Below are 7,084 nucleotides of genomic sequence, written 5' to 3'. Positions count from 1 at the left end.
CTGGGAACGACGAGCAGACATCCACGAAGCCTTCCTCAAACTCGCCTGCTGCCTCATCACCCACCGACAGATCACCTCATTGTGTTAGCCGTTGTTAGAGCCGCCGTGTCCGGCGGCCAGGGGCATGTGGCTCGGAAGAGGGGAATCGGGCTCGTGCCACCACCGCGCCCGAGTCTGCATACCGCAACTACAGCACCCACTCCATCCGGAGGCCCCCGGCTGGGCTCGCGCCCGCAGCCTCGTTCGGCAAGCCGAGTCCTCCGGAACCGGCCGCTATCGCCCCGACTTCCAGTCCGCGTCGAGGATGGCAGCGTGCACGGCGGCAATGATCATCGTGATGGCGAGGACGCCGCCCACCCAGTTCTTCGGATTGCCGAGAACCGAGCTGAGGACGGCGGATCCGTAGATGATCACGGCATACACCAGCGGCACCGCCATGCTGACGACACGCTTCTTGGCGGCGATGAAAAACAGCGGCGGGGCGAGAAGGCCGGCCGATGCCACGACCACGACGACCCAGATCGCTTTATGCAGTGCATTCGCGTACATGCGGTCCTGGATGGGCGCGTTGATGTGCGGGCTGCTCATGATTCCCCCTTGGCTTAACTAGACGTCTAGTGTGACCTACGACACCTATGGCGTGGGGTGTTTTGGAGGTAGTGCTGACGAACCTCCGCGTTTGTTCGACTCGGGCCCGCCTCGCTCTCCGTCTCACTCGGCGCCGTTGAAGCACGGGGTAAGTGTCCAATTGCGTCAGAACGGCGACGGACAGTGGCGGACGAGCGCGGACGCTAGCGGACCATCAGCGCAGGTGAGAAGCACAGCGACCCATGGTGAAGGCCCAGCCCTGGTTGCTTCGGGGCGATGTAGTCCTTGGCCGCCCAAGGGCACTCGAAGCCGGCAGGCAAACCCAAAGCTCGTGGCGTCTGACCGAGTCGGCGCCGTGAGCTTTTCTTGTTGTGCAGATGAGACCAGTGGGAGTCAGATCAGTAAGCGGTTTCACGCGTTTCGCTCGTCATCAAGAAATGACCGCGGCTGACCGCGACGCGGAGCACGTCCTCCAGTGCGCCGGTCAGGGCGTGGCCCAGGTGGCGAAGTTCAATCGGATCCGCGTCCTCGTTGTCGAGGGTTTCCGATGCCATCTCCAGCAGTTCGGTCGCCGTGCCGAGTTGGACCACTTCGACGTTGTCCGCGAATCGGGACACGTAGCCGCCCAGGTCGTCCGTGCTCAGGTAGCAGGGCTTGCCCTCCGGGCTTGACCACGGGAGAAGTCGCAGTTCGTTCGGTGCGGTCATCCTTGGGTCTGCCTTTCGTCGAGTACGTGGTGGGCGGTGAAGGCGGCGTCGATGCCTTCACCGGGCAGTGCGCGCCGGTGTCGTCCTCGATCGGGAAGGGGGGCCGGCTGTACGGGCAGAAGCTCACCGGATCTGTCGCCAGGCCTGGCCGAGGCGGGCGGCTGTGGGGCAGGGGGCTCCGGCGCGGCAGGTGGCGCAGAGGGACGTGTGGCTGACGTACGTGCGGTACGCGGCCTCGCTTCCGGCGGGGCGGTGGCGGGGACACTCGCAGTCGGGAAACGCCGCGCGCCGGTCCACCGTCTTGAGAGGGACGACTTCGGTCTCCGGCCGTAGGACGCGGACTGTCGTGCCTGCTCTGTTCACCTCGTAGACCTTGATGGTCATCGCCATGTGATCGCCCCTGGTTGTCGCCGTGCTACCCACTGGTGATGACATGGTGGAGGCGCGACAAGGCCCCGACTATCACGGTAAGTTGATAGCCGAGGCCAAAGGGTGACGAGAGGCTACGCGCCCAGCCAGGAGCCGTACGACAGGAAGCTGTCCGGGAGTTGGCGTTTCGCGGCCTCCAGCCCGGAGTATGTCTCGCGCACCGTCTGGTGGTATCTCGCCTGCTGCGGTGCCGCCTTTCGTGCCCGAAGCAGATTCGCGAACGCGTCATCGAGCGATCCGGTCCACATCTGCGCACGTGCGAGCTCGGCAAAGTGGTGGCTGCGCCGGGAAGCCGGCCACGACGACGGCATCGGTACTGCCCGCCCGGCCTCGGCCGCGGCGCCGTACTCGTCCAGCTCGGCAAGTACGGACACCCGGTGCACGGCGACGTTCGTGGGGCCGAAGGACAGCCAGTGAACATCCGAGGCGTCGCCGGTGATGGAGGCGATGCGGTCTGCCTCGTTGAGGTGGTCCTCGGCTGCGTTCTGGTCGTGAGCTCGCCCCGCCATGACCGCCGCGCCGAGGTGGAGTTGTCCGGTCAGCACGTCGCGCTCCCGGCCCGGGTCGGCCTGCTCCAGGATACCGAGACCCCTGTGGATCAGCCGGTTCCCGGAGCGGTATTGCCCGGTCCGGAGGTAGGTGAGGGCGCGCATGTACCGGTACATCCCGCCGACGACGGCACCGGATCCGCGCTGCGCCGCCCACTCCATGCGGGACAGGGCGATCGTCGCGAGGTCGGGGTATCCGAGTTTCGACGCGACGTCGTAGGCGGTGCGATACCCGGAAGCGAGGAGCAGCCACCCCTCCGTGGTGTCCGCCTGGTGCGCCGCGGTTGTCGACTCGATGAGCAGGCCCGGCAACTGGGCCGCGGTCTGCTTGATCTCTCCGGCGCGCACGGCGGCGAGGAGTGACTCGGCATGGTCGTGCAGCAGCTGTGCCGGGCGGGGGTGGACGTCGGGGTCGGCGCCCAGGTCGTAGACGTCCAGGGCCTCTCGCATCGGCTGAATCAGTATGTCCAGCTCATCGGCGCGGAGCTCGGTGACATACGGTTGGCCGGTCACGGTGGCGACCTCCACCCGCAGTGCCCGAGCGAGCGACGCGATGACGTGCGGGCTGGCGGGAATGACACCCTGCTCGGTCTTCGTGAGGGTGGAGTACGGCACCAGCGACAGGTTCGACAGGGCCCGTTGGGTGAGGTGGCGTTCGATGCGCAGTCGTTTGATGCGTGCACCGGTGTGGTCATGGGGCAGAGCGTGCATACTGAACTCCGTTCTGACTCGACATCAGAAACGGTACCGGCCGCGTGAGTGGCCGGTATCTCCGAAGGTCCCGTCTTCCCAGCGATGACGGGGCCTTCGCACATCCCGGACACAGAAGGGTTGTGGGCCTCCAGGGTGATGACCAGTGACCGGCTGCGGTGTCTGCTCACGCGGGTCCCCTCGTCCTGGTCCACCCCCCGCTGTGGCCGGCAGGCAGCCCCACGGCCCGGCGGCAGCGTGACGAGTCGCCTGTCGGGCGGGGGGTCCGGGGTGGAAGGATGGCGCATGGTCGGTCTCCTGGTGATCTCAGGGTTCTGGCTGGCCCCGGCCATATGGAGATGCGAACTCCGGTCCGGGGCATTTCTGTTGGTGGGTGGCGTCGCCGCTTGACGATGAATTTATGGGGGCCCCATAATGCGAGTCAAGCGGCACGCCCGAGTCGAAGGAACGGGATGGCCGAGACAGAGCGCGAAGGGCTGGTCGAGAGGCAGGAGGTGCAACGTGTCCTTGATGGCTTGGACGCCATCGAGTCCATGGAGGACTCGCTGGAGAAGGCGCAGATCATCAGCCGCCTGCTCAGGGACCAGACGGAGCGCACCAAGAGGCTGAAGGAGCATCGCCGGAGGATCGTGCTGCTTCTGCGGTCCCGGAAGGTGACGTACCGAGAGATCGGCGAAAGCCTGGGGGTCTCGATCGGAACCGTGCAGGACATCGAGCGGGGCTACTCCGGGTCCGGGAAGAACCGCCCCAAGAAGAACGCCGAGACCTCGGCCGAATAACAGAACGGCCGAGCGGTGCAGAGACCGCCCGGCCGTAGTGGCCAGCGGGTCATCACCCCGCCGGTCCGAAATCCGCCCATGTAGAAGAGAAGGATTCGCGTTCGATCGTAGGGTCGGCACCTGCGTGGTGACCACTCCCGCGCCCTGAGCCGTCCGCGACGGCCCCCTAGATACGGGGCGAGGGTGAGCGGGGTGACGGACGCGGGCCGGACGCGTGCGGTGGAGAGCGCGCAGGCGAGGACCCGACCTGTGGATAACTCGCGGTCGGGAAGCCGGGGTTCAGGCGGGCGTGCGCCCCATTCTTCCGGGCCCCACCACGACCTACGCAAGGCTGAGGTGAGCGGGAAGTTGAACTACACCTCGCGCAGGCGCACGTCGTCCGGCCGTGTACCGGCGCGTTCCCCGTTCCAGGTCGCCCGTGACATCGCCATTGCCCGGCAGGTGCGCCCCCTCGTCGCCTGGACGCAGCACGAGGGGCTGCGCCGCCTCGCGTACGCGCTGCGCCCGCTCATCGACCGCGGCCTCGGTGCCCGCGACATCGCTGCCGAGCTCTACGGGATGGCCATCGGCCCGCGCCCGGCCCGTCCGGCGGCCCGCATCATCGCGGCCCTGGCAGCCGACCGCGTGCCCGTGGGGTGCATGGACGCGAACCCGCCCGAGGCGTTCAGCCGTGCCGTGATCGACGTGCGGGAGTCGTCGGCCGAGTCTCCCGGGAGCGTGTCGCCGGTGGGGGCTGACGGCGCGCCGTACGGAATCGGCGGGCTGACGCGTACGGAGGTCGTCCGGTTGCGCTCGGCCGCCACGACCGACCCGGGGCTGGTGCTCGCCGCCCTGGAGAACCTCGGCGAGCGGGACACCCGCCGTCTGTACACGAACCGGCTCGTGGACGAGGTGCTGCTGTACGCGTTCACCGGGGCGCGTCGTGGGCGTACCGGCTGTAGGTTCCCAGATCTCGTGTCCTTTTCCCACCGGCCGTGTCCACTGCGTGGCCAGTAGGACGCGGGCATGGGATTCATGCCTCGTGAGCCAGTAGTTCCCCACTTTTTGTACAGGTCTGCCCCGGGCGGCGTCTGCGGGCGTGGCCGGGGCAGGACCCCAGCGTTCGGCGGCTGGCGAGGCTGCCTGGAGAAACGCGGGGTTGGTGGTCCGATGGGTACAGCGGTGGCCGCGCCGGTACGGCTGAGTGTCCGGCGTGGTGACGAGTCCGTGGTGGAGGACCTGGAGTGGCCATCGGTGCCGCTCGGGCTGCTGCGGCTCCCCCGGCCGTGGCGGACGTTCCGCTGGTTCAAGGGGCAGCAGCACTATTCGGGCACGTATTGGTCGGCGACCGTGGGCGATCATGTGATCTACGAGTCGCGGCTGGAGCTGGGGCGGCTGTTGTTCGCCGGCTTCGCTCCCGAGGTGCGGCAAATCGTCGCCCAGCCGTTCCTGCTCAAGGCCGGCGTTGATGGCAAGGTCCGCAAGCACATCCCGGACTGTCTGCTGCTGACGGATGACGGTCCGGTGGTCGTTGACGTCAACCGCGGCACCGACTTGAGAAGCCGGAAGTCGCTTTCACCTTCGCCTGGACGCAGGAGGCCGTGACTTCGCGCGGGTGGCAGTACGAGGTGTGGAGCGAGCCGGATCCGCACGTGCTGGAAAACGTCCGGTTCCTGGCCGGCTACCGCCGCGCCTGGCTGTTCGACCCTGACCTGGTGGCCGCGCTGCGGGCGGTGGACCTGCCGCCGATGACGAGGACCTTGCGGCCCGCACGGCCCTGATCACGAGAGTTGGAAGACTGCGTCGCGAGATCGGACACCCACTTCTCACTCGTACAACCACGGCATCACCGATGAAACTGACCCAGATCGGTGAAGCCGTAGTCGCAGCTATCCACGCCACGGGGCCACGGAACCAAGGATGGCTGCGTGCCGACCTACAGGACACGCCCTAGCTCGGCCCGGCTCAGCTTCCGGCCATGGCGATGACCAGTTTGCCGCCCTTCGGGCGCTGCTCGCGCTCCAGCTCCGTCAGGGCGGGAATCGCCTCGGCCAACGGGACCGTACGGGCGATGGGCAGGCGCAGGGTCCGGGCCACCTCCTTCAGGTCGGCGGTCACCGGTCGGCCCATCATCACCCGGAACGGGCCGGGCAGTGCGCTTCTGATCATTTTGGCCGGGGTTGGGACGATGTCGACGATGGTTCCGCCGGGCTTCAGCAGCGTTCGGGCCGCGGCGAAGGGAAGCATGCCGGGCGTGTCGAGGACGAGATCGAACCGTTCCGCGAGGGCGGCCGGGTCGAAGCCGAAACCCACGACCGGCTCGACGCCGAGCTCGTGGGCCTCGTCGGCCGCAGGGTTGCGGCAGCTGCCGGCGACCGAGGCTCCCCGCGCCCGGGCGAACTGGACGGCGGCCCGGCCCACCCCGCCCAGGTACCCGTTGACGAAGACCGCCTGCCCGGGACGGACCTCCGCCGTGGCCTGGTAGGCGGTCACGCCCACGGTCGGCAGCGCGGCGGCCTGCTCGTACGAAAGGTCCACCGGTTTGAGCACGACCGCCTTCTCCGGGACCGTCACCATCTCGGCGAACGCCCCCGCCTGCCGGAAACGAGCCCCGCCGAGTACCGCGTCGCCGGCCTTCAAGCGGGTGACGCCGGCGCCGACCGCCTCGACGACTCCGGCGAAGTCGTGCCCCATCGCCCGGGGAAAGGAGCGACCGGTCATCAACTTCATCTCGCCGTTGCGCATCTTCCAGTCCAGCGCGTTGGAAGCCGCCGCTCGGACGCGGACGAGAACCTCATCCGGACCCGGGCGTGGTGGCTCGAACTCAGCGAGCCGCATCACCTCCGGGCCGCCGTAGCGGTCGTATTGAAGGCGCTTCACGAGGCGTATTCGTTCGAGATCTCGGTGGCGTAGTTCTTCCAGAGCGGTTGCATGGTCTCGGCGTTGACCGGCTGCCCGGAATCGATCATGGCCTTGAAGTCGCGGAAGTACTGCACATACAGGTCCGGCGTGAAGGTGTTCAGCATGACCGCGTTCTCGTCGCCGACGTTGGCGAACGTGTGCGGCGCCCCGGTCGGCACGATGACCCAGGTGCCCGGCCCGGCGTCGTATTGGTCCTCGCCGACGGTGAACCGGAAAGTTCCCGCCAGCACGTAGAAGCCCTCGTCATGCTGGGCGTGGCGATGCTGCAACGGGCTCGGGGTGCCCGGCGGAATGGTGACCTCGGCGAACCCCAGCCGGTGGTCGGTGTGCTCGCCGTTCTCCAGGATGCGGATCTGCTGCGCCCCGCTGCCGAGGATCTCGCCCTCACCGGGGCGGACGATGTTTACCTTCGCCACGACTT

The 7,084-nt window shown here is 67.8% G+C and carries 10 protein-coding genes and 1 pseudogene; 5 read left to right on the top strand and 6 right to left on the bottom strand.

The genetic code is table 11. The features are described 5' to 3' along the window. Positions 1 to 88: pseudogene (locus tag ACIO3R_RS32190) on the top strand (IS5/IS1182 family transposase); the annotation flags it as partial. A 185-nt stretch (positions 89 to 273) separates the two neighbouring features. Here the strand turns inward: ACIO3R_RS32190 and ACIO3R_RS32185 are convergent. From ACIO3R_RS32185 to ACIO3R_RS32170, 4 genes are all read right to left on the bottom strand, one after another. Next, positions 274 to 588, bottom strand: coding sequence for a hypothetical protein (locus ACIO3R_RS32185; protein WP_402110538.1), 315 nt, complete (start codon positions 586 to 588; stop codon positions 274 to 276). 398 nt (positions 589 to 986) lie between these two features. Continuing rightward, positions 987 to 1,295 carry a hypothetical protein gene (locus tag ACIO3R_RS32180; protein ID WP_402110536.1) on the bottom strand — a complete coding sequence of 103 codons (309 nt, stop codon included), beginning with the start codon at positions 1,293 to 1,295 and terminating at the stop codon, positions 987 to 989. A 123-nt stretch (positions 1,296 to 1,418) separates the two neighbouring features. Then, entirely contained in the window at positions 1,419 to 1,685 is a 267-nt protein-coding gene (locus tag ACIO3R_RS32175) for a hypothetical protein (RefSeq protein WP_385038728.1), read from the bottom strand. A gap of 113 nt (positions 1,686 to 1,798) precedes the next feature. Then, the gene (locus ACIO3R_RS32170; RefSeq protein WP_402110534.1) at positions 1,799 to 2,983 is read right to left on the bottom strand and encodes a helix-turn-helix domain-containing protein; all 1,185 of its coding nucleotides are present in this window, start codon (positions 2,981 to 2,983) and stop codon (positions 1,799 to 1,801) included. A 452-nt stretch (positions 2,984 to 3,435) separates the two neighbouring features. On the opposite strand from ACIO3R_RS32170, the gene ACIO3R_RS32165 reads away from it, so the two are divergent. The 4 genes from ACIO3R_RS32165 (at position 3,436) to ACIO3R_RS32150 (ending at position 5,522) form a co-directional block, all read left to right on the top strand. After that, entirely contained in the window at positions 3,436 to 3,762 is a 327-nt protein-coding gene (locus ACIO3R_RS32165; protein WP_385038734.1) for a sigma factor-like helix-turn-helix DNA-binding protein, read from the top strand. Between the two features lie 336 nt (positions 3,763 to 4,098). Next, on the top strand, positions 4,099 to 4,758 hold the full coding sequence (locus tag ACIO3R_RS32160; protein WP_402110532.1) for a hypothetical protein: 660 nt from the start codon (positions 4,099 to 4,101) through the stop codon (positions 4,756 to 4,758). Between the two features lie 210 nt (positions 4,759 to 4,968). After that, positions 4,969 to 5,346 (top strand): TnsA-like heteromeric transposase endonuclease subunit, encoded by a 378-nt coding sequence (locus tag ACIO3R_RS32155; protein ID WP_402110531.1) that lies wholly within the window; start codon positions 4,969 to 4,971, stop codon positions 5,344 to 5,346. Continuing rightward, the gene (locus tag ACIO3R_RS32150; protein ID WP_402110530.1) at positions 5,343 to 5,522 is read left to right on the top strand and encodes a hypothetical protein; all 180 of its coding nucleotides are present in this window, start codon (positions 5,343 to 5,345) and stop codon (positions 5,520 to 5,522) included. The genes ACIO3R_RS32155 and ACIO3R_RS32150 overlap by 4 nt, the downstream gene beginning before the upstream one ends. Positions 5,523 to 5,706: 184 nt before the next feature. Here ACIO3R_RS32150 and ACIO3R_RS32145 read toward each other — a convergent pair whose 3' ends face one another. Both ACIO3R_RS32145 and ACIO3R_RS32140 read right to left on the bottom strand, forming a co-directional pair. Beyond that, on the bottom strand, positions 5,707 to 6,621 hold the full coding sequence (locus ACIO3R_RS32145; protein WP_402110528.1) for an NADP-dependent oxidoreductase: 915 nt from the start codon (positions 6,619 to 6,621) through the stop codon (positions 5,707 to 5,709). Next, positions 6,618 to 7,079: a cupin domain-containing protein gene (locus ACIO3R_RS32140; protein ID WP_024494953.1), complete on the bottom strand. Its 462-nt coding sequence runs from the start codon at positions 7,077 to 7,079 to the stop codon at positions 6,618 to 6,620. Before ACIO3R_RS32140 ends, ACIO3R_RS32145 begins: the two co-directional genes overlap by 4 nt. Between the last annotated feature and the right edge of the window lie 5 nt (positions 7,080 to 7,084).

The organism is Streptomyces sp. NPDC087428 (assembly GCF_044744085.1).
Taxonomy (GTDB): domain Bacteria; phylum Actinomycetota; class Actinomycetes; order Streptomycetales; family Streptomycetaceae; genus Streptomyces.
This window is presented reverse-complemented; position numbering and strand designations above follow the sequence as displayed.